The organism is Helicobacter pylori NCTC 11637 = CCUG 17874 = ATCC 43504 = JCM 12093 (genome assembly GCF_900478295.1).
In the GTDB taxonomy this organism is placed as follows: Bacteria; Campylobacterota; Campylobacteria; order Campylobacterales; family Helicobacteraceae; genus Helicobacter; species Helicobacter pylori.
The window spans coordinates 955,515-975,337 of sequence record NZ_LS483488.1 but is presented as its reverse complement, the minus strand read 5'-3'; the positions used below and the strand labels follow the sequence as shown (position 1 = coordinate 975,337).

The window sequence follows — 19,823 nt, the reverse complement described above, 5'->3', positions numbered from 1 at the left end:
TCCCCCCCTTTTTTAAGTGAAAAGCGATTGGACGCTTTCGTTATGATAAATCCTTCTGATCACTTCTGCAAATAAGGGTGCTACGCTTAAGGTGGTGATTTTATCGCATTTTTGAACTAAAGGGATAGAGTTAGTTACCACCACTTCATCTAACGCGCTTTCTTTAATGCGCTTGATCGCATTCCCGCTCAAAACCGCATGCGTGCCTAACGCCATGACAGAAGTTGCCCCTTGCTCTTTTAAAGCCAAAGCGGCTTTACAGATCGTGCCTGCGGTATCAATCATGTCATCCACTAAAATCACATCGCGCTCCTTGGCTGAGCCGATAATATTCATCACTTCGCTTTCATTAGCTTTTTCACGGCGCTTATCCACGATGATTAAATCTAACCCCATTTGATTGGCAAAATACCTGGCTCTTGTAACCCCACCCACATCAGGGCTAGCGATCACAGGGTTTTTTAACGCTTTAGAGCGGATATAGTCTCTAAAAACGATAGATCCGTATAAATTATCCACCGGCACATCAAAAAAACCTTGGATTTGCCCGGCATGCAAATCCATTGTAATGATCCTTTCAATCCCCACTTCTTGCATCAAATTAGCGACCATTTTAGCCGTGATAGGCACTCTTGGAGCCGCTTTTCTATCCTGTCTGGCATAGCCAAAATACGGCAACACCGCTGTGATAGAATTGGCCGAACTGCGCCTTAAAGCATCCACCATGACTAACAATTCCATTAAATTGTCATTAACCGGCACGCAAGTGGGCTGGATAATAAAAATATCCTTACCGCGCACCGATTCGCTGATTTGGATATTGATTTCACCATCGCTGAATTTGCCTATCACCGCTTTGGATAAGGGAAAGCCTAAATGCTTTGACACTTCTTTGCCAAATGCAGGGTGAGCGCTCCCTGAAAAAATCTTAAACCCACGCATCTTTGCCTTAAACCCACGCACCTTCATCGCTTACACTCCCTAAAATGAATTAAAATCAATTGTAGCACACCCAAACTAAAAGCGTTTGTTTTCAATGAAGCTCCTTTTCTAATAAGTTTTTTAAGGTAAGATAGGTTTCATTTAAATCAATCCCGCACACCCTGGTTTGAGCGATAACGCTCATAAAATTGCTATCGCCTAAAAACCTAGGCACTAAATGCATGTGCAAATGCTCAGGAATCCCTGCTCCGGCACTTCTGTGCAAGTTCAAACCTAAATTGATCCCTTGAGCGCCATAAGCATACAACGCTTTTAACACTTTAGGCACTAAAGCATTCATGTTCAGCCAAGTATTCAGCTCTAAAAGTTCAACGCTCGCTTGATGCGCATGAGGAATGATCAACAAATGCCCTGGGTTATAAGGGTAGGCGTTCATCACCACAAAGAGATCGCTATTTCTATAAAGCACTCTGTTTTCTAAATCTTTTGTAGGGTTTTGAGAAATTTCACAAAAGACACAACTCTTATTTTTCTCTTTCAAATAACTTTCGCGCCAAGGAGCGTATAAATGTTGCATGTTCATTTCCTAAATGTAATTAGGGGCGTCATTAGCGAATAAAATCAAATCGCCTTGAATCGTGGTGGCTTGTAAGATATTTTCCAATTGCGCCTTATCCTTGAGTAAGATTTTTTGTGGGGTTTTCAATTTGGAAGCAATCGTTTTGGAATTCAACTCCCCTGTGATGATAGCGACATCAAAAACCCCGTCTATTTTTTGCGCTAAAGCCTCATTACTTTCTGTATTGCTTTCCACTAATCCCGGTGTTACAATAACCTTACGCCCTTGATGCAAGCTCGCTAAACGAATGCCCTCTAACATGCCCTTTAAATTCCCATTAAAGCTATCGTCTATGATGATTTTTTGATTCACTTCCAAAAGTTGCAAACGATGCGCAATAGGGTTGAGTTCTAAAACAAGCCGTTTGATCCTTTCTGTCTCTAAGCCTAAATGCTTAGCGATTAAAATGGCTGAAGCGATATTGTAAGCGCTAAACTCCCCTAAAACCTTTGTTTCAAATCTTTCCCAAACACCATCTAAAAGCATTTCAAAAGAAGTGCCTTTTAAAGTGGATTGGATGTTTTTAACCAGGCTAGAAACATCTATTAAAGGGCTATCTTTAGGGGCATAGGGTTTGATTTTTTCCACAGAGTAACAAAAGGCTTTTTCTAAGCGTTTGGAATCCAATAATTCCGCTTTAGTCTCGCAAATATTTTCTAAAGTTTTAAAATATTCTAAATGCTGTTCGCCCACTTCTGCGATCGCGGCAAGGTGCGGTTCAATGAGGCGGGTGATTTCTTTAATATCGCCCTTATTCCTTGCCCCGGCTTCAGCGATATAGATTTCGCTCTTATCGTCTAAATTCTGGTTAATATCGTTCGCAATGCCTAAAAGGGTATTGACGCTTTTGGGGCTTGCATGCGCGTTGAATGTGGTTTGTAAGATTTGAAGCAAGAAGTTTTTGGTGCTGGTTTTCCCAAAGCTTCCGGTAATGGCGATGACTTTTAAATTCTTTAAAGAGGCGATTTTATCTTTAGCGGTTTGCAAATACTGCTTGGATAAGGCTTTTTCAAAGATTAAAGAAGCGCTTAAAACGAATATAAACAAACACAAACAGCCTAGCGCGAGCGAAATCCCATTCAAAGGGACTAATTCTGTATTTAAGATTTCATGCAAGATTAAAAATAATAATAAGAATACAAAAAAGCGCTTCACCCTTGGCGTGAAAACTAAGGGCTTGTCGTTGCGTTTGGCCCAAACAATGAGCATGGGCATTTGAATAACGCCGCAAAAGAAATCAAAAACAAACGGCATTTTGAAAGCATACGACAGGATAAACACCCCTAAAGGCAATAAAAAATAAATCCCATGCCAACGCATTTTGTGGTGCTTGGTTAAGATCCTAAACATGCTGTAATGATACCATTGCAATAAAGTCATTATATAATAGCCAAGCCCTGTTATAAAGAGCCAACGAAACGCTAAATTCAGCCAACTAAGACTTTGCATGATGATAATTCTCCACTAGTTTTTCAACCTCTTTTGCTTGGTTTAAAAAAAAGAAATGATCCCCTTCTAAAACGAATAACGCGCTTCTTTTCAATAAGGTTTGCATTTTTTGAGCGGAGCTTAAGGGTGTTGCTTTATCATCTTTACCCCAAAATAATAAAACTTCTTTCTCGCATCGTTTGAAATGCTCGCTAAAGTCTTCACTAATCACTTTTTTAAAGGTTTCATACATCACTTGATTAAGCCCCATAGCGTCCTTACTTCTCAAAAACCCTAAATTCAAGCCTAATTTTTTAAAGATTTTAGCTAAAAGGATTTTACAACGCACTTTTAAGGGTTTTGGCTCTAAGATCCCCGCACTGCTCAATAAAACAATCCGTTCGTTTTCACACAAGATCGCCACTTTCCCTCCAAAGCTATGCCCAAAAACGACATGCGCTTTTTTATCCACGCTTTTTAAGAACAAATTGATGATATTAGCATAATCTTTAGTCTCTAAGACTTTTTCATCGTTAGGGCTTTGATTAAAGCCGGGCAAATCCACATACAAATGGTTGTAATTTAAAAAACAGCCTTGAAACGCTTGTTGCATGATTTCTTTAGAACTCCCCCAACCATGCAAAAACAAGGCGTTTAAAGGGCTATGGTTATCTATAAAAGTGTAGGAAATGTCAAAAACGCTATCCAAATAAGCGATACTGCGTTTGGCCATTACTTATTCTTTTGGATCTGCAACAAATAAGAGTTTTTGATTTGGATTTTAGGGGTTTTGGGTAATGATTGTGCTAAATTTTCTAGCGTTGTTTTAAAATCATCAAACAAATAATTGGCCAAACTGCCAGGAATGGGGTTGATCTCATTAAGATACACTTCATTTTCTATGACAAAAAAATCGCAACGAATGATCGCACCACTAAACAAATCGTTATAGAGTTTTTTAAAATTTTCTTTTAATTGTTCTTCTAGGGTGTTAGAAAGGTTCGCTTTAGGGGCTTTATTGCGTGAAAAATCCAAATATTTTTGTTTGAAATCTAAAAATTCCTGTTTATTAGGCTCTTCAATATAGGAAAAACAAAAATCCTTTTTGATCTTACAGCCGGCTAAATTGTATTCCTTCACGCCCTGAATGAAAGGCTCTATTAAAACTTCTTTAGAATATTCAAACGCACTGTCTAAAGCATAAACCAATTCTTTTTCTTCTTTCACAACGCTCACTCCTAAAGAGCTTCCGGCGTTACTGGGTTTCACAATGAAAGGGAAATTAAACCCAATCAAATCCAAGGCGTTAGCGCGGTTTTTTTCATTCAAAAGAACATGATCTAAAGTCTTTACTCCTAAGTCTTTGGCGTAAAGCTTGGTTAAATATTTGTTATAACTCAACACGCTCGCTTCAACCCTAGGGCCTATGAAAGCGATACGATAAAATTCTAACAAGCTCGCTAATTTCCCGTCTTCGCCATCGCCCCCATGCACAAGATTGATCACTAAAGGCAATTCTATAATCTTAGTGCCTAAAAACGAGTTTTTGAGCAAGCCATTATGCGTGAGAATTAGGGGGGGTAATTTTTTTTCTTTGATTTGAGCGAAGTATTTTGAATGCATGTTGGATTCTTCAATCAAATAAAAATGATGGTTTTCATCTAAAAAAATAAAATATTTAATCCTATCTTTTAACACTCCTTTAAGCGCAATCGCGCTCACAATGCTGATTTCATGCTCAAAACTCGCCCCACCAAATAAAACGCAAAACTCCACGATCAAACTCCCTAAAAACGATTGCAATAAAGTCTATCTATATTTACCTAAAAAAAGGCTTTTGAATTTTTTTTAAAATCAAAGTTTAATGTTAAAAAATCCCAAAATATGGATGACTAATAACGCGCTCAAGCCGGCTAAAATCCCGGCTAAAGCGTCATCAGCCACCACCCCCAAGCCTCCTTTAACTTCTTTGTCTATTCTACCAATGAGTGAGGGTTTAGTGATATCATAGATCCTAAAAAAGATAAAACTCAAAACCACACCCGCTAACGATAACCCGCTAATCGCCATCGCCAACCACATGCCCACTAATTCGTCTATCACAATGTAAGAGCTGTCATGAATCTTGCTCTCTTCTTCTTCCTTGTCTATTTGAGCGATAGCGATAAGCCCAATGAAAACCGCCCCTAAAAACAAAGTGTTAGCCGAAAAAATTAAAACGGGCAAGCCTAGTAACAACGCTACTAAACTCCCTATCGTTCCTGGAGCTTTTTTAGAATACCCGCTAAAAAAAAGGGTTAAAAAACACGTGCGAAGACTAAATTTATCCAATCATTGCCTTAAATTCTTTTTAAACCATGGCATTTTAGCATTTTATTTGCATTAAAAAGCGATTTTCTTAAACAATAAGGCTTAATTTTAAGCGCGTTTTAGTATGATACCTTTTAAATTCTCTTTAAAAATTAAAGGTTAATTTTAAAATGTTGCTTTTCACTCCAGGCCCTGTAGCCATTAGCGAAGAGATGCGCACAAGCTTTTCTCAGCCAATGCCCCACCACCGCACCAAAGATTTTGAAAAGATTTTCCAAAGCGTGCGGGAAAATTTGAAAAAAATGACCGGTTTAGAAGAGGTTTTGCTTCTAAGCAGCAGCGGGACAGGGGCTATGGAAGCGAGCGTGCTTTCCTTGTGTCAAAAAGAGTTGCTTTTTGTTAATGCGGGTAAGTTTGGCGAAAGGTTTGGCAAGATCGCTAAAGCCCATTTTATCAAAGCCCATGAATTAGTCTATGAATGGGACACACCGGCTCAAGTAGATGGGGTATTAAACGCGCTTAAAGCCAACCCCAACATTGATGCGTTTTGCATTCAAGCATGCGAGTCTAGTGGGGGGTTACGACACCCTGTGGAAAAAATCGCTCAAGCGATCAAAGAAACTAACCCGAATGTTTTTGTGATAGTAGATGCGATCACCGCTTTAGGGGTTGAGCCTTTAGAAATAACGCATATTGATGCGCTCATTGGAGGGAGTCAAAAAGCGTTCATGCTGCCTCCTGCGATGAGCCTAGTCGCATTGAGCCAGAAGGCCATTGAATGTATAGAAGAACGCAATGTGGGGTTTTATTTCAATTTGAAGAGCGAATTGAAAAACCAAAGAAACAACACCACAAGCTACACCGCTCCTATTTTACACACTTTAGGGTTGCAGCGCTATTTTGAATTGGTGCAAAATTTAGGGGGCTTTGAAGCGCTCTATAGAGAGACTAAAAGAGTCGCTTTAGCCACTCAAAAAGCCGTTTTAGCGCTCGGTTTAAAGATTTTCCCTAAAAGCCCGAGCTTGAGCATGACAACGATTGTTAATGAGCATGCCAAAGAATTGCGAAACCTTTTAAAAGAAAAATACCAGGTGCAATTTGCGGGCGGTCAAGAGCCTTATAAAGACACGCTCATTCGCATCAACCACATGGGGATCATTCCTGTCTATAAAACCGCCTACGCCTTAAACGCCCTAGAGTTAGCCTTAAACGATTTGAAGTTAAGGGGATTTGATGGCGTGGCGAATACAACCTTTTTGAAGCAATATTATGGAATTTAAGGACTATAATGCATTATTCTTATGAAACCTTTTTGAAAGACAGCCTGGAATTAGTCAAACAAGTAGAGCACCTTTGCGGTGTCCCAGAAGCCCTTGTGTGCGTGATGCGAGGGGGAATGACTTTAGCGCATTTTTTGAGCTTGCACTGGAATTTAAGGGAAGTTTATGGCATCAATGCGATTTCTTATGACACCACCCACCGACAAAACGCCCTAAAAATTGAAAATATCCCCACGATCAAAGAGCGTCTAAAAACCATTCTTGTGGTAGATGAAATCGTAGATAGCGGTAATTCTTTAGAAGCGGTGCTTAAAGTGTTGGAAGAAAAACACCCTGATAAAAAGTTTTATAGTGCGAGTTTGTTCCAAAAAACAAGCGCGAAATACAAAGCCCATGCGTTTTTAAAAGACGCTCCTGAATGGATTGATTTCTTTTGGGAAGTGGATTTGAAAAACTTAAAAAGCCATTAACATGCAAATTAAAGAAAACAAACAACTTTGCCTGATCTCATTAGGTTGCTCTAAAAATTTGGTGGATTCAGAGGTGATGTTAGGCAAGCTTTATAACTACACGCTCACTAATGACGCTAAGAGTGCTGATGTGATTTTGATCAACACTTGCGGTTTTATTGAAAGCGCCAAACAAGAGAGCATCCAAACCATTCTCAACGCCGCTAAAGACAAAAAAGAGGGAGCGATTTTGATTGCGAGCGGGTGCTTGAGCGAGCGCTATAAAGATGAAATCAAAGAGTTGATCCCTGAAGTGGATATTTTTACCGGCGTGGGGGATTATGACAAGATCGATATAATGATTGCTAAAAAACAAAACCAGTTCAGCGAGCAAGTGTTTTTAAGCGAGCATTATAACGCGCGCATCATCACGGGATCGAGCGTGCATGCTTATGTGAAAATTTCTGAGGGTTGCAATCAAAAATGTTCTTTTTGTGCTATCCCTAGCTTTAAGGGGAAATTGCAAAGCAGGGAATTGGACTCCATTTTAAAAGAAGTGGAAAATCTGGCTCTTAAAGGTTATAAGGATATGACTTTTATCGCTCAAGACTCTAGCTCCTTTTTATACGATAAGGGGCAAAAAGACGGCTTGATTCAGCTTATTAGGGCGATTGACAAACAGAAAGCCTTAAAGAGCGCTCGCATTCTATACCTCTACCCCTCTAGCACCACTTTAGAGCTTATTGGCGCGATTGAAAGTTCGCCCATTTTTCAAAATTATTTTGACATGCCCATCCAGCACATCAGCGACTCCATGCTCAAAAAGATGCGGCGCAACTCCAGCCAAGCGCACCATTTAAAGCTTTTAGATGCCATGAAGCAGGTTAAAGAAAGCTTTATTAGAAGTACGATTATTGTAGGGCATCCGGAAGAAAATGAGGGCGAATTTGAGGAATTGAGCGCGTTTTTAGACGAGTTCCAGTTTGATAGATTGAATATTTTTGCTTTCAGCGCTGAAGAAAACACGCATGCCTATTCTTTAGAGAAAGTGCCTAAAAAAATTATCAACGCCCGCATCAAAGCCTTGAATAAAATCGCTCTAAAGCACCAAAACCATTCCTTTAAGGCTTTGTTAAATAAGCCCATTAAGGCGTTAGTGGAAAATAAAGAGGGCGAGTATTTTTACAAAGCAAGGGATCTCAGGTGGGCGCCTGAAGTGGATGGGGAAATTTTGATCAATGACAGCGAACTAACCACCCCTTTAAAACCCGGGCATTATACGATTATGCCTAGCGCCTTTAAAGACAATATCTTACTCGCTAAGGTTTTAAGCCCTTTTTAAAAGTTAGGGCTAAAAGCGCGTTTATAGCGTGGCTGGAGCGTGGGGGTTTGCGTTTTTTTTGTTAGAATGCGTCAGAAAAATCCGGCATGAGGGCAAAAATGAAAAACATTTATCTTGATGTGAAAGCCAGCATTGAAAATCTCCAAAATATTTTTAAAAACGCTGATAATGAAAGACTAAAAAAAATCCAACCAAGAAGCGTTAGAGGTATTTCAAAAATTAGAATTTGAAAGTTTAAAAGAGCTTGAAAGTTTAAAAGAAAATGAAGAGTGGGAAAATTTTACTATCGCTTTTTATGGGGAAACCGGTGCGGGAAAATCAACCCTCATTGAATGCTTGAGGCTGTTTTTTAAAGAACGAAGCAAAATGGATCAACAAGAGCGGTTCATGCGGCTCTATGCAGAGAAAAATCATAGAGGTAGCGGGCATGCTCTTTTTTAGAAACTAAATCTTACACCCTTAAGCACAACAACAAAATCTTTACTTTGCTTGATGTTCCAGGGATAGAAGGCGACGAAAAAAAGTTATTCAGCAAATTTCTAACGCCACACAAAAAGCCCATGCTATTTTTTATGTTACCAAAACGCCTAATTCTCCGCAAAAAGGAGAAGAGAAAAAAGAAGGGACGATTGAAAAAATCCAAAAACAACTTGATTCGCAAACAGAGGTATGGACGATTTTTAACAAACCGATTAACAGCCCAAGAGCTTTCAAAGATGGGCTTATTAATGGAAGCGAAAAAGAAAGCTTAAAAATTTTAAATAAAAAGATGAAAAACATTTTAGGCGAGCACTACAAGGGCTATAAAGCAGTGAGTGCTCAAGTGGCTTTTTATGGTCTTTCACAGGCTTTGATCCCAGGGACTGATTTTTACAAAAAGAAACAAAAATTTCTAGATTTTTTTAAAGCGGAAGAATTATTATTGTATCAATCCCGTTTCCAACCATTAGCAGAATTTATAACCGAAACGCTTCTTGAAAACTCGCGCAAAAAAATCATAGAATCCAACTGCAATAAAGCCTTAAAAGTGGTAGAACAATTGCAAAAGGCGATCGAAATTACGATTGACAGACAGATCGATCCAACCATCAGAGAAATAAAGAACCACCACCAAGAAGTTTGTGATAATTTGGATTGTTCTAAAGAAAAATATATATCCAATTTAACAAATTCAGCATTCACAGAAACAGCGATTCAAATCTGATTTTAGAGAAGAAATGCATGCACGTATTGATGACGACATTGAAAATGATGAACTTAAAACAATGTTTAAACATGAACTCCAAAAAGGCATGGAAAAATCGGGTGAAAACATAAAACGGCGTTCTAATGAATGCAAGGAATCATTCATTGAAGAGATAAAAAAAGATATTGAACAATTTGAAGAGAGGCTTAAAGATTCTCTAATAATGTTAGATCGCATCAACATTGATAGTGGTTTTGGTTTTAGTTTCAATATTGATAGCGGTATTAATAAAATAGGCTTATTCGCTTCAATAGGAGGAGGTTTGATTTCACTTTTAGCGGCACCTATAGTAGGTGAGATTGCACTAATTGGAGGATTGGTTTTAGGAGCAATGGGGATAGTTAAATCAGTGTGGAGTTTTTTTGATTCAGACTATAAAAAATCCCAACAAAGAAAAGAAGCGGATAAAAATTTAGATAAATTTTGTGAAAAAATCACAGAAGGTATGAGAAACCAAATTGAAAGTGGCAAAAAAGGTGCATCTGAAATGATTGAGAACTTAAAAGCCAGTCTTAACGATCTCGTTGTTTGTTACGAGCGTATGAGGGAAGGGCTAATAAAGGCCGGTGAAGACTTATGGCATTTAGATGATCGCATCAAAACCACATTAAAACAAAGGATCGCGCAATGAATGAAACGCTAGAACAATTTAAAAAAGATCAAAAGAGGAATCAAGAAAATCTTAAAAAATTGCTTGATTTTATCCATACTGGAGAGAAATATAGAATCCATATTGAAGAGTCTCTCAAAGACAAGATCCATAATGCGATTAAAGATGTTTCTGGTCAAAAACTTAAAGTGGCTTTAGTGGGAGGTTTTTCTGAAGGGAAAACCTCCATAGCGGCAGCTTGGATCGATCGGCTAGACAAGAGCATGAAGATAGACCACAAAGAATCCAGCGATGAAGTTAAAATCTATGACATAGACAATGAAATGGAGCTGGTTGACACCCCGGGATTGTTCGGGTTTAAAGAAAAAATAACCGATAGTGGCAAAATAGAACGCTATAAAGATATTACAAAAAAATATATCAGCGAAGCCCATCTCATTTTATACGCGCTCAACCCGTCAAACCCTATCAAAGAAAGCCATAAGGACGATTTGAACTGGTTGTTTAGGACGCTCAATCTTTTAGTTAGGACGATTTTTGTCATCAGCCGTTTTGATGAAGAAGCGGATATTGAAGATGAAGAGGATTACAACAAAAGATTTAAGATTAAAAAAGAAAACATCCAAAGCCGACTGAATGATTTGATTTCTTTAAGCGAAAAAGAAAAAGAGGGTTTGATTATTGTCGCTGTTGCGGCAAACCCTTTTGATTTGGGGGTGGAACACTGGCTAAAGCATCAAGAAGAATTCCAAAAACTCTCACACATCAAAGCCTTGCAAGACGCGACTCAAAAAAAGATTAAAGAAAATGGCGGGAAATTAACCATCATAGAAGAAGTCAAAAAAAGCGTCATTCAAGATGTTATCTATAGGCAAATGCCGCTTGCAAAACAAGAGCAACAAGAGATTAAGAGAGAAATGGAATATTTGAATAGAATGATTGAAAAAAGGCGAAAGGATCTTCAAAATTTAAATAGTGAAATTTCTCAAGCCCGCATTAATTTAAAAGAATTTATAACGAGGTATTTTAGCGGCCTCATCGCTCAAGTTTCTGGCACCAGCCTAGAAACCTTTAATGATCTTGTTATTAGAGAAATAGGCGATAAAGGTATCAATATAGAAACAAGAGTCCAGAATGCATTTGAAAGAGAAACGCAAGGGATCTTCAATGAAATGGCTAAAATTGAAACCGGTTTTAATGCCGATATGAGTTTTTTTGAAAAGCATGCCGGAGCGTTGGGGAAGATTGGAATCAATTTTTTAAATCAAAGCGGGTTTATCAATGCAACTGACATCAAACTGGCTAGAGACGGGGTAGCGGCTGTGGGAAAATTTGTGGGCATGGATTTGGCTTTTAAATTCAAACCTTGGGGCGCTGTAAACTTGGCAGGCAGCATAAACAAAGGTTTACCGCTTATCGGTCTTGCTTTTGAAGTGTGGGATTCTTGGAAAGAAAGCCAAAAAATAGAAAAACTTGAAAAAGCTAAAGAAGAAATGAAATCTAATTTTGACGGACAAAAACAAGAAATCTTAGCTCTCATCAACGATGAAACCAGATTCAAACAAACATGTTTCCCAATGGCGTTGGAACTGGAAAATCTTTTCAAGAAATTGAAGAAAAAATTAAAAAAACGCAAGAGTGCGATCAAGGTCTTGAAAAATGGATTCAAACTGGCGAAGATTTTATCAATGGCGAAGATATTATAGATGTTGAGCCTGAAGAGGAATGAACTGAATTTGTGTTAGAATACCGAATGCGCCAACGCTAGAACGCTTGCTAGTTTTTGGCTAGTAAGCGTTGTTTTAAATCTTTTAAAGGAAAGGCGATGTTTTCTAAAATTTGCCCAACTCTTAAGCTTTTAAACGCGCTTAAGGGTTTTTTATTCAAACGCATCTCAAGCCCCATGCAGAGCGCTCGCATTGCCAATATGGTTTTGGATATAAAAAACGCTCTTGAGGGCGAAAACGATCCATCAAACAAGGCGGGCAAGACTTTGGATTTGGTAGTGAAATTTAAGAAAGAGCACCCGCAAGATTTTGACGAATTGTTTGAAATTTTAAAAGATCTCATCCAAGAATACGAACAAAATCCTGACGAGATCAAGCAAAACCTTAAAGAAATCTTAAAATAAGACAAGGCATGAACCACCTTTTAATCCTTTATAACCCTTACTATCAAAAAGATGTCATCCAACAACATTTAAGCGTTTTGCAGGAAAAATCCCAAGTGGGTTTTGGTAAAATCCGATCAAAGCTCAACGATCAAGAAAAGCAAGACTCCTTAGAAGAAATCTACAAAGCCACCAATGAAGAAAATTTTTTGCAGCTTTTTTTGACCGATTACGCTAATTTGTTTGCCGCTAAGGTGATAAAGGTTTCTAAAGAGATTGATGAGGGTTTGATTCCTAGTTACTATAAAGAAAAAAATTTGGAAGTGGAAGACTTTTTTATTATCAGCGATTTAAGGGAATTAGTCAGGGAAGACTTCAGCCTTTTAAGGGATCAATTTTTATCCAATTTCATCGCGCCCAACAACCACACTTACGCCATTTATGGGAATAATTATGTCTATCCTTTGCCGGTCAGATTGAAAGAGGAGCGTTCTTATTTTTTAGGCGATGAAAAGCATTATCTGAGCGTGTATAAAAGCAAAGAATATTTAACTATGCAAGAAAATTTCATGCGTTTTGTTTTTGGAAAAAGGCTTTTTTACCTCTTACACCCTGACAGCATCAATAACATCATTCATGCAGAGTTAGAGCTTTTACAAAGCGAAAACGATCTTTTGAATGACTTTACAAGCATCATCGTCAAATACTCCAAAACCTTAGAATACGAAATTTATCTTTTTGCTAAAAAAGTTCTTTTAAAGGCTTGCGCAAAAGATCCCAGCCTTTATGATTTAGCTTATAAAGTCCAAGGAAAATCTTTGATACTTGAAGATTTTTTCACTCAAAAGCCTAATTTTTGGAGCGTTAAATTTTTACTCAAACACGAAAAAATCCAATGCCATTTAGAAGAAAACTTAAAAAGATTCATCAATTATCCTTTTTCAAGAAGCCTAAGTCTCATTCAAGAGATCCGCAACGAAGCCGTCCACAAAAAAGCTCCAAGTTTGCATGAAGTGGAAAAACTCAGGAACGAAATTTTAGGCATAGAAGGCGCGAGCTTGTTGAAGAGCATTCTGACTCGCAAGGAAATGGCATGAAAAATTGCATGAAAGAAGACGCTCTATCAAGCCCAGTGCCGATCGTGTAATGCAAGATTTTAAAAATTATTTAGAGCCTTTAAGAGAGGGGAAAAATTTATTGGGCTTTTCGGGTGGGTTGGATTCTGTTTGCTTGTTCCATCTCTTAGTTGGAGAAAATATCGCTTTTGACATCGCTTTAGTGGATTATAACACGCAAAAACAACGCCTTGAAATCATCCAACACGCTCAAATACTCGCAAAAACACACCATAAAAAATGCTATATCCATTACGCTCCAAAGATTGAGCGCAATTTTGAAATGCAAGCGAGAAAGATCCGTTATGATTTTTTTGAATCCTTAACAAAAGAGCATTCTTACAAGCATTTGATTTTAGCGCACCATTTGAATGACAGACTGGAATGGTTTTTGATGCAACTAAGTAAAGGTGCCGGATTAAACACGCTTTTAAGCTTTCAAGCCTATGAAAAAAGAAAATCTTATGCGATCGTTCGCCCCTTACTCTACACCCCTAAAGACACCCTTAAAACGCTCGCTAAAGATTTGAAATTTTTTGAAGATGATTCTAATTCTTCTTTAAAATTCAAACGCAATTTTTTCAGGAAACATTACGCTAACTCCTTGATGCAACATTATTCTAAGGGCATTATCCAAAGTTTTAAATTTTTAGATAGAGAAAAAGAGCGGCTTTATCCTTTGATTCCCGTTTCACAAATGCATGGGATCACTTTTTTCAAGCGTTCGCAAAACGCGCTTTTTATGGTGGATAAAATCTTAAAGAAAAAGGGGTATGTGTTGAGCTTTTCTCAAAAAGAAGAAATCAAACGCCATTTTTTTAGCCTAGAAATCGCTCAAAAATTCATCATTGAAAAGGATAAAGAGCATGTTTTTATCGCTTTTAAACCCCAAAAAATTTTAAGCATGCCAAAGGATTTTAAAGACAGAGCCAGGAGGTTGGATATCCCTAAACGCTTACGGCCTGTTTTATACGCAGAGTTTTTAAAACAACCAACGCATGATTTTTTAACCCGTTTTAAACAGAGCTTAATGGATCTATAAAAGAGCTTAATTTCAATCAAGCGATAAGTTTTTAAAGCGCTTTTTAACCTTGATTGTGTCAAAATACAGCAAAAAACTTTGATATGAGAGCGGATGGACTTTAAAAATAAAAAATGGCTTTTTCTAGCCCCTTTGGCAGGCTATACGGATTTGCCTTTCAGAAGCGTGGTGAAAAAATTTGGCGTGGATGTTACCACAAGCGAAATGGTGAGCTCGCATTCGTTAGTGTATGCGTTTGATAAAACTTCTAAAATGTTAGAAAAATCCCCTTTAGAAGATCATTTCATGGCACAAATTTCAGGCTCTAAAGAAAGCGTAGTCAAAGAAGCGGTGGAGAAAATCAACGCTTTAGAGCATGTGAATGGGATTGATTTTAATTGCGGTTGCCCCGCTCCTAAAGTGGCTAATCATGGTAATGGTAGCGGGCTATTGAAGGATTTAAACCACTTAGTGAAGCTTTTAAAAACCATCAGGGAAAACACCAATAAAAAAATCACAAGCGTGAAAGTGCGTTTAGGCTTTGAAAAGAAAATCCCTAAAGAAATCGCTCATGCCTTAAATGATGCGCCGGTGGATTATGTGGTGGTGCATGGGAGGACACGAAGCGACAAATACCAAAAAGACAAAATAGATTATGAAAGCATCGCTTTAATGAAAGGGATTTTAAAAAAGCCGGTGATAGCCAATGGCGAAATTGACAGCGTGAAAAAAGCCTTTGAAGTTTTGCAAATTACGCAAGCTGATGGGCTAATGATAGGGCGAGCAGCCTTAAGAGCCCCATGGATATTTTGGCAAATCAGAAACAACACCACAAAATTACCCGCAGTCGTGAAAAAAGATCTGGTTTTAGAACATTTTGATAAAATGGTGGAGTTTTATGGGGATAGGGGGGTGATCATGTTCAGGAAAAATTTGCATGCTTACGCTAAGGGCGAAATGCAAGCGAGCGCGTTTCGTAATTGTGTCAATACCCTTACAGAAATAAAGAGCATGCGAGAGGGTATAGAGGAATTTTTTAATCAAGAAATGTTGCAAAGTGAAGTGCCATTATGGGTAGAATTGAATCAAAAAAGTGTTTGAAAGCGCTTGTTTTTTTAGCCAGTTTGGGGGTTTTGTGGGGCAATAGTGCTGAAAAAACGCCTTTTTTTAAAACGAAAAACCACATTTATCTAGGTTTTAGGCTAGGCACAGGGGCTAGCACGCGTACAAGCATGCGACAACAAGCCTATAAAGACAACCCCACTTGCCCTAGCAGCGTGTGTTATGGCGAGAAATTAGAAGCCCATTATAAGGGGGGTAAAAACCTGTCTTATACCGGGCAAATAGGCGATGAAATAGCTATTGATAAATACCATATTTTAGGATTAAGGGTGTGGGGGGATATAGAATACGCTAAAGCGCAATTGGGTCAAAAAGTGGGGGGTAACACCCTTTTATCCCAAGCCAATTATGACCCAAGCGCGATTAAAACCTACGATATTGCTTCAAACACTCAAGGCTCTTTGAATTTGCAAAAAACCCCAAACCCTCAAAACTTCCTTTTCAATAACGGGCATTTCATGGCGTTTGGTTTGAATGTGAATGTGTTTGTTAATCTCCCTATAGACACCCTTTTAAAACTCGCTTTAAAAACAGAAAAAATGCTGTTTTTTAAAATAGGCGTGTTTGGTGGGGGTGGGGTGGAATACGCAATATTATGGAGTTCTCAATATAAAAACCAAAACACGAATCAAGACGATAAATTTTTTGCAGCGGGTGGGGGGTTTTTTGTGAATTTTGGGGGTTCTTTGTATATAGGCAAGCGCAACCGCTTTAATGTGGGGTTAAAAATCCCTTATTATAGCTTGAGCGCGCAAAGTTGGAAAAACTTTGGCTCTAGCAATGTGTGGCAGCAACAAACGATCCGACAAAACTTCAGCGTTTTTAGGAATAAAGAAGTTTTTGTCAGCTACGCGTTCTTGTTTTAGTTTGGCTTCGTTCTTATTAAATACTGATGATAAGATTCAAAAGATGGTTTTATCGTTACAAAATTCAACGCTTCAAAGATAAATAAGTTAAAATACCCCAAAATCTTTTTTTTTTTTTTTTTTGAAATCCAATAAATTTATAGTAGAATTAGGTTCATTGTAAATATATTATCACTTCATGATATTCTTACAACAAAAACATTACTTTAAGGAACATTTTATGAAAAAGACAATTTTACTCTCTCTCTCTCGCTTCATCGCTCTTGCACGCTGAAGACAACGGCTTTTTTGTGAGCGCGGGCTATCAAATCGGCGAAGCGGTGCAAATGGTCAAAAACACTGGCGAATTGAAAAACTTGAACGACAAATATGAGCAATTAAACCAGTATTTGAATCAAGTGGCTTCATTGAAGCAAAGCATTCAAAACGCCAACAACATTGAGCTGGTCAATAGCTCTTTAAACTATTTAAAAAGCTTTACCAACAACAACTATAACAGCACCACCCAATCGCCCATCTTTAACGCCGTGCAAGCCGTTATCACTTCAGTATTGGGTTTTTGGAGTCTTTATGCGGGGAACTACTTCACTTTTTTTGTGGTTAATAAGAATGATCAAAAACGCGCTAATGTCCAGGGTAACCCTCCTTTTAAAACGATTATAGACAACTGCTCAGGAATTGAAAACTGCGCGATGGATCAAACCACTTACGATAAGATGAAAAAACTCGCTGAAAGTCTCCAAGCAGCCCAACAAAACGCTGCCACTAAAGCGAACAATCTTTGCGCTTTATCCGGGTGTGCTGCAACAGAAGGTTCAAACTCGCCAAACTCAACCGTAAGCAACGCTCTTAATTTGGCGCAACAGCTTATGGATTTAATCGCAAACACTAAGACGGCTATGATGTGGAAAAATATCGTCATCAGTGGCGTTTCAAACAAATCCGGTGCTATCAATTCCACTGGCTACCCCACTCAATACGCGGTGTTTAACAACATTAAGGCGATGATACCCATTTTGCAACAAGCGGTTACGCTTTCTCAAAGTAACCACACCCTATCTGCTAGTTTGCAAGCTCAAGCCACAGGATCTCAAACAAACCCCAAATTCGCTAAAGACATCTACACTTTCGCTCAAAACCAAAAGCAAGTCATCTCTTACGCCAAAGACATTTTCAACCTCTTTAGTTCTATCCCTGCAGAGCAGTATAAGTATCTAGAGAAAGCCTACTTGAAAATACCCAATGCGGGTCAAACGCCTACTAACCCTTACAGACAAGTGGTGAATTTGAACCAAGAAGTTCAGACGATTAAAAACAACGTGAGTTATTATGGTAACCGGGTGGATGCGGCTTTAAGCGTGGCTAGAGATGTTTATAACCTAAAATCCAATCAAGCAAACATTGTAACAGCCTATAGCAACGCTAATAATTTGAGTCAAGAGATTTCTAAACTTCCCTATAACCAAGTCAATACAAAAGACATTGTTACACTACCTCACAATCAAAACGCCCCAGCAGCGGGCCAATACAACTACCAGATCAACCCAGAACAGCAATCCAATCTTTCTCAAGCTTTAGCGGCGATGAGCAATAACCCCTTTAAAAAAGTGGGCATGATCAGCTCTCAAAACAATAACGGCGCTTTGAATGGGCTTGGCGTGCAAGTGGGCTATAAGCAATTCTTTGGCGAAAGCAAAAGATGGGGATTAAGGTATTATGGCTTCTTTGATTACAACCACGGTTATATCAAATCCAGCTTCTTTAATTCGTCTTCTGACATATGGACTTATGGCGGTGGGAGCGATTTGTTAGTGAATATTATCAACGATAGCATCACAAGAAAGAACAACAAGCTCTCCGTGGGTCTTTTTGGAGGCATCCAACTCGCAGGGACTACATGGCTTAATTCTCAATACGTGAATTTAACAGCGTTCAATAACCCTTACAGCGCGAAAGTCAATACCTCCAATTTCCAATTTTTGTTCAATCTCGGCTTGAGGACGAATCTCGCTACAGCTAAGAAAAAAGACAGCGAACATTCCGCGCAACATGGCATTGAACTGGGCATTAAAATCCCCACCATTAACACGAATTACTATTCTTTTCTAGGCACTCAATTGCAATACAGAAGGCTCTATAGCGTGTATCTCAATTATGTGTTTGCGTATTAAAAACTCTCTTTTTAAAAAAAAGGGGGAGCTTCATCAAATCTATTTTGATAGTTATCAATATTTGATGAAAATAAAGTCAAAAACAAAACAAACCAAATCACCCAATTATCTTTGATAATTGGGTAATCTAAGAAAATCGTTTAATACTCTTCAAACATTTCTTGGATTTTTGCCTTATCATTCGTTTTAGTTAGAGCGAGTTGTAAAAGCACTCTGGCTTTTTGGGGGTTTAAATTGTCGCTTGTGATAAAGGCCTTGTCATCAATCTCACCTGAAGTAATCTCACCGCTACCTACCCTGCTAGAACGAACAATAACCACCCCCATTTGGCTCGCTTCTTGCATCGCTTTTAACAATCCAGCACTCACATTCCCATTACCCACCCCGGCTATCACAACGCCTTTTGCATGCGAGTTTAGGCTCGCTTGGAATAGATCAGGGGTCATGCCGACATGCGTGTAAATGATATCCACTTTAGGCAAGGGGGGGTTGAGCTCTAAAATGGAAAATTCGCTCTCTATCGTGTGCTTTCTTAAAGGCTGCATGTAATAGCGCGCCTTGCCATAATACACGCTCCCTATCGCGCCGCTATTTAAGGCTTTAAAGGTGGAAGTGTGGGTGGTGTGCGTTTTAACCACTTCCCTAGCGCTAAAAATATTATCGTCCATCACCACCAACACGCCTTTATTTGCGCTTTTTTCATTAGTCGCTACGCTCAGCGCGTTATACAAATTCAAAGCCCCATCCGCGCTCAAAGAAGCAGCATTACGCATCGCTCCCACCAGCACGACCGGTTTTGTGGAGCGTAAAACTAAGTTTAAAAAATACGCGCTCTCTTCTAAAGTGTCCGTGCCATGCGTGATGACAACGCCTTGAATACGGCTATCATCTAGCAATTCTTGGGCGCGTTTGGCGAGTTTGAACCATACTTCTTCATTCATGTCTTGTGAGCCGATGTTAGAAATCTGTTCCCCTTGAATGCGAGCGATCTTGTTGAGACTAGGGACAGCCTTAAGAATATCTTTGATGCCCAACTCACCACTCTTATAACTACCCAAACTCGCGCTCGCACTACTCCCTGCAATCGTCCCCCCTGTCGCCAGTAAAGCAATGGTGGGTAAATTTTGAGCCATAACCTGCCCCTTCAAACAAAATAAAAGAATCAACAATTTCAAAAATATTCTCATTATGG

The 19,823-nt window shown here is 38.7% G+C and carries 18 protein-coding genes and 2 pseudogenes; 13 read left to right on the top strand and 7 right to left on the bottom strand.

What is annotated here, in order from left to right:
• Positions 1 to 12: 12 nt before the first annotated feature.
• The 6 genes from DQL14_RS04875 to DQL14_RS04850 form a co-directional block, all read right to left on the bottom strand.
• Positions 13 to 969 (bottom strand): ribose-phosphate pyrophosphokinase, encoded by a 957-nt coding sequence (locus DQL14_RS04875; RefSeq protein WP_079343539.1) that lies wholly within the window; start codon positions 967 to 969, stop codon positions 13 to 15.
• A 64-nt stretch (positions 970 to 1,033) separates the two neighbouring features.
• On the bottom strand, positions 1,034 to 1,519 hold the full coding sequence (locus DQL14_RS04870; protein WP_108168943.1) for an HIT family protein: 486 nt from the start codon (positions 1,517 to 1,519) through the stop codon (positions 1,034 to 1,036).
• Positions 1,520 to 1,528: 9 nt separating this feature from the next.
• Positions 1,529 to 3,010: a Mur ligase family protein gene (locus tag DQL14_RS04865; protein ID WP_108168942.1), complete on the bottom strand. Its 1,482-nt coding sequence runs from the start codon at positions 3,008 to 3,010 to the stop codon at positions 1,529 to 1,531.
• A complete protein-coding gene (estV, locus tag DQL14_RS04860; protein ID WP_108168941.1) occupies positions 2,997 to 3,722 on the bottom strand; it encodes a lipase EstV in 726 nt (241 codons plus the stop codon). Before estV ends, DQL14_RS04865 begins: the two co-directional genes overlap by 14 nt.
• Entirely contained in the window at positions 3,722 to 4,765 is a 1,044-nt protein-coding gene (locus tag DQL14_RS04855; RefSeq protein WP_108168940.1) for a D-alanine--D-alanine ligase, read from the bottom strand. Before DQL14_RS04855 ends, estV begins: the two co-directional genes overlap by 1 nt.
• A 78-nt stretch (positions 4,766 to 4,843) precedes the next feature.
• The gene (locus DQL14_RS04850; RefSeq protein WP_108168939.1) at positions 4,844 to 5,320 is read right to left on the bottom strand and encodes a phosphatidylglycerophosphatase A family protein; all 477 of its coding nucleotides are present in this window, start codon (positions 5,318 to 5,320) and stop codon (positions 4,844 to 4,846) included.
• A gap of 149 nt (positions 5,321 to 5,469) precedes the next feature.
• On the opposite strand from DQL14_RS04850, the gene DQL14_RS04845 reads away from it, so the two are divergent.
• The 13 genes and pseudogenes from DQL14_RS04845 (at position 5,470) to sabA (ending at position 18,631) form a co-directional block, all read left to right on the top strand.
• Positions 5,470 to 6,579 carry a pyridoxal-phosphate-dependent aminotransferase family protein gene (locus tag DQL14_RS04845; protein ID WP_108168938.1) on the top strand — a complete coding sequence of 370 codons (1,110 nt, stop codon included), beginning with the start codon at positions 5,470 to 5,472 and terminating at the stop codon, positions 6,577 to 6,579.
• A gap of 8 nt (positions 6,580 to 6,587) precedes the next feature.
• On the top strand, positions 6,588 to 7,049 hold the full coding sequence (locus DQL14_RS04840; protein ID WP_108168937.1) for a phosphoribosyltransferase: 462 nt from the start codon (positions 6,588 to 6,590) through the stop codon (positions 7,047 to 7,049).
• A gap of 1 nt (position 7,050) precedes the next feature.
• A complete protein-coding gene (gene rimO / locus DQL14_RS04835; RefSeq protein WP_108168936.1) occupies positions 7,051 to 8,370 on the top strand; it encodes a 30S ribosomal protein S12 methylthiotransferase RimO in 1,320 nt (439 codons plus the stop codon).
• A 98-nt stretch (positions 8,371 to 8,468) separates the two neighbouring features.
• Positions 8,469 to 8,600 (top strand): hypothetical protein, encoded by a 132-nt coding sequence (locus tag DQL14_RS08855; protein ID WP_331837238.1) that lies wholly within the window; start codon positions 8,469 to 8,471, stop codon positions 8,598 to 8,600.
• A 539-nt stretch (positions 8,601 to 9,139) separates the two neighbouring features.
• On the top strand, positions 9,140 to 9,574 hold the full coding sequence (locus tag DQL14_RS08850; RefSeq protein WP_331837237.1) for a hypothetical protein: 435 nt from the start codon (positions 9,140 to 9,142) through the stop codon (positions 9,572 to 9,574).
• Between the two features lie 13 nt (positions 9,575 to 9,587).
• Positions 9,588 to 10,247 carry an apolipoL family protein gene (locus DQL14_RS08845; protein ID WP_108168935.1) on the top strand — a complete coding sequence of 220 codons (660 nt, stop codon included), beginning with the start codon at positions 9,588 to 9,590 and terminating at the stop codon, positions 10,245 to 10,247.
• A pseudogene (locus tag DQL14_RS04820) lies at positions 10,244 to 11,955 on the top strand (LeoA/HP0731 family dynamin-like GTPase). The gene DQL14_RS08845 and the pseudogene DQL14_RS04820 overlap by 4 nt, the downstream one beginning before the upstream one ends.
• Before the next feature lie 96 nt (positions 11,956 to 12,051).
• Complete coding sequence (locus tag DQL14_RS04815) at positions 12,052 to 12,357, top strand: hypothetical protein (RefSeq protein WP_108168934.1); 306 nt, start codon at positions 12,052 to 12,054, stop codon at positions 12,355 to 12,357.
• An 8-nt stretch (positions 12,358 to 12,365) separates the two neighbouring features.
• Positions 12,366 to 13,433 (top strand): HP0729 family protein, encoded by a 1,068-nt coding sequence (locus tag DQL14_RS04810; protein ID WP_108168933.1) that lies wholly within the window; start codon positions 12,366 to 12,368, stop codon positions 13,431 to 13,433.
• 49 nt (positions 13,434 to 13,482) lie between these two features.
• Positions 13,483 to 14,493, top strand: a complete 1,011-nt coding sequence (gene tilS, locus DQL14_RS04805; RefSeq protein WP_108168932.1) for a tRNA lysidine(34) synthetase TilS — start codon at positions 13,483 to 13,485, stop codon at positions 14,491 to 14,493.
• A gap of 93 nt (positions 14,494 to 14,586) precedes the next feature.
• Complete coding sequence (locus DQL14_RS04800) at positions 14,587 to 15,573, top strand: tRNA dihydrouridine synthase (RefSeq protein ID WP_108168931.1); 987 nt, start codon at positions 14,587 to 14,589, stop codon at positions 15,571 to 15,573.
• Positions 15,543 to 16,460, top strand: coding sequence for an outer membrane beta-barrel protein (locus tag DQL14_RS04795; RefSeq protein ID WP_108168930.1), 918 nt, complete (start codon positions 15,543 to 15,545; stop codon positions 16,458 to 16,460). The genes DQL14_RS04800 and DQL14_RS04795 overlap by 31 nt, the downstream gene beginning before the upstream one ends.
• A gap of 220 nt (positions 16,461 to 16,680) precedes the next feature.
• Positions 16,681 to 18,631 (top strand): annotated as a pseudogene (gene sabA, locus DQL14_RS04790) (Hop family adhesin SabA/HopD).
• Positions 18,632 to 18,771: 140 nt separating this feature from the next.
• On the opposite strand, the gene DQL14_RS04785 reads toward sabA, so the two are convergent.
• Positions 18,772 to 19,818 carry a type II asparaginase gene (locus tag DQL14_RS04785; RefSeq protein WP_108168928.1) on the bottom strand — a complete coding sequence of 349 codons (1,047 nt, stop codon included), beginning with the start codon at positions 19,816 to 19,818 and terminating at the stop codon, positions 18,772 to 18,774.
• Positions 19,819 to 19,823 lie beyond the last annotated feature (5 nt).